The 2274-nt window shown below is 28.3% G+C and carries 4 protein-coding genes; 3 read left to right on the top strand and 1 reads right to left on the bottom strand.

Annotated elements, in window-relative coordinates; all coding sequences use genetic code 11:
* Positions 1-90: 90 nt before the first annotated feature.
* The 3 genes from HG1285_RS04160 (at position 91) to HG1285_RS04170 (ending at position 1547) form a co-directional block, all read left to right on the top strand.
* Positions 91-327, top strand: a complete 237-nt coding sequence (locus HG1285_RS04160; protein WP_008288706.1) for a hypothetical protein — start codon at positions 91-93, stop codon at positions 325-327.
* Between the two features lie 2 nt (positions 328-329).
* On the top strand, positions 330-1286 hold the full coding sequence (locus HG1285_RS04165) for a D-2-hydroxyacid dehydrogenase (RefSeq protein ID WP_008288704.1): 957 nt from the start codon (positions 330-332) through the stop codon (positions 1284-1286).
* Between the two features lie 72 nt (positions 1287-1358).
* Positions 1359-1547: a 2-hydroxyacid dehydrogenase gene (locus HG1285_RS04170; protein WP_008288703.1), complete on the top strand. Its 189-nt coding sequence runs from the start codon at positions 1359-1361 to the stop codon at positions 1545-1547.
* On the opposite strand, the gene HG1285_RS04175 is transcribed toward HG1285_RS04170, so the two are convergent.
* A partial coding sequence (locus tag HG1285_RS04175) for a biotin--[acetyl-CoA-carboxylase] ligase (RefSeq protein ID WP_032496947.1) occupies positions 1534-2274 on the bottom strand: 741 nt, incomplete at its 5' end. The two genes, HG1285_RS04170 and HG1285_RS04175, sit on opposite strands and share 14 nt — an antisense overlap.

The following is a 2274-nucleotide window of genomic DNA, read 5'->3' as shown; positions in this document are numbered from 1 at the left end:
AGGTGAAAGCAGGCTTAGAATAACTTTAAGTTATAATCATACATATGAAGAAATTAATAACTTTATAAAAGCATTAAAAGAGGTTGTAAAATGAAAAAGTTAATAGAAAAAATAACAACAGATAAAGGGATAGCATTGACATTAGAATATGATGTTGAGGAGGGTACATATTTACTGACAATTGAAAAAGACAGTGAAACAGTAAAGTTTAAAGGTTCTATTGAGGAAATTCAAAAAGCTTCAAAAAAATATTTTATAAATTCCCTAAAACATTTAAAAAATCAGATAGAAATATCACAGCTTGAAGAACTGTTTAAAAGGAGCTGAAAATGAAAATAGTATTTTTAGATGCAAAAACAGTTGGAAATGATATTGATTTATCTATATTTAACCAGTTTGGTGATTTCGTATCTTATGAAACAACTCCTCCTGATAAAACGATAGAAAGGGTAAAAGATGCAGATATTATAATCACAAATAAGGTAGTTATAGACAAAAATGTTATAAATAATGCAAAAAAACTTAAACTTATATGTGAAGCAGCCACAGGATATAACAATATAGACATAAACTATGCAAAAGAAAAAGGCGTGCAGGTAAGAAATGTTGCAGGGTATTCAACAGAAAGTGTAGTTCAACATACATTTGCAATGCTTTTTTATCTTTTGGAGCATTTAAAGTACTACGATGAGTATGTAAAATCTGGGAAGTATGCAAAAAGTGATATTTTCACACATATTGGAAAACCTTTCTGGAAAATAAACGGAAAAACATGGGGGATAATAGGACTTGGGACTATAGGAAGGAGAGTGGCTCAGGTAGCTGAAAGCTTTGGGGCAAAGGTTATATATTACTCAACATCTGGAGTTGAAAGAAAGGAAAATTATAAAAAAGTATCATTGGAAGAGCTTTTAAAAACTTCAGATATAGTTTCTATACATGCACCGTTGAATGAAAAAACAAGAGGATTAATAAAATATAACCAGTTAAAACTTATGAAGAAAACAGCAATACTTTTAAATCTCGGCAGAGGTGGAATTGTTAATGAAAATGATTTAGCCAGAGCTTTAGATGAAAATCTTATAGCAGGTGCTGGTCTTGATGTTCTTGAAAAAGAGCCTATAAACGAGGATAATCCTCTTTTAAAAATAAAAAATAGTGAAAAACTTTTTATTACACCACATATAGCATGGACGAGTATAGAGGCAAGGAAAAAATTAATTCAAGAAATAGCTGAGAATATAAGTACATTTTTAAAAGGGATAGATAAGAACAGAATTGTATAAACACTTGACATATGAATATAAATTTGTATATTTTAAACTTAACACTGATTATACAAATTGAAGGTAAAAGCTATGAATGTAAAAAATGATGTTCAAATATCAATTTATAAGGATATGATGGATTTACAGAAGCAATTAGTAAATGATATTCTTAAAATGCTTCCAAATCAGGCTGTTCAGGTTGACAACTCAAATAAAGTACAGGAAGTTAAGCAAACACCACCTCCTAATCCAGAAGGTACAATATCTAAATATGCCTGATTGTTAAATCTCCATTGTATAAATCTATTATTTTAGAATTAGCTATGATTCTGACTCCTCCAAATTCATTTAGACCTTTTAAAATGCCTTCTATTTTATTTTTATCGTCTATTAAAAGTACTTTTTTATTTATCCAGAGCATGTTTTTTTCTACTTCTTTTACAGGGTCTATTTGTTTTTTTAAGAAAGAAAAATAGTTCTTTTCTATATTTTCTAAAAGTTTTAAAAGAAAAAGTTTCCTGTTGATTTTTTCCTTTTTTTCTATAGATAAAGATGTTGCAATATCCTGTATTTCTTTTAAATCATTTATTACATGGTTAATGTTTATACCTATACCAACCACTGCTTTGTTAATTTCATTTCCTTCTATATCTGTTTCTGTAAGTATACCTGCCGTTTTTTTCCCATTTATGTAAATATCGTTAGGCCATTTAATTTTAGCTTGAATTTCAAAATCTAAAATTGTTTTATGAACTGCCAAAGGAAATATTAATGAAAATCTTAATATCTCACTTACAGGTATTTTGGGTTTCAGTAAAATTGAAAAATATATGCCTTTACCTTTGATTGATACCCATTTTCTTCCTTTTCTTCCTTTTCCTGCTGTTTGAGTTTCTGCTACAACAACTGTTCCTTCTTCAAATTCATTATTTTTTAGATAGTTATTTGTGGAGTCAATTTCCTCAAAGAAAATGTAATTTTTACCTATAAATTTTGTTTCTAAAAT

This window comes from Hydrogenivirga sp. 128-5-R1-1 (genome assembly GCF_000171895.1).
The sequence above is the reverse complement of the archived record's forward strand: the minus strand, read 5'-3'. Positions and strand labels throughout refer to the sequence as shown.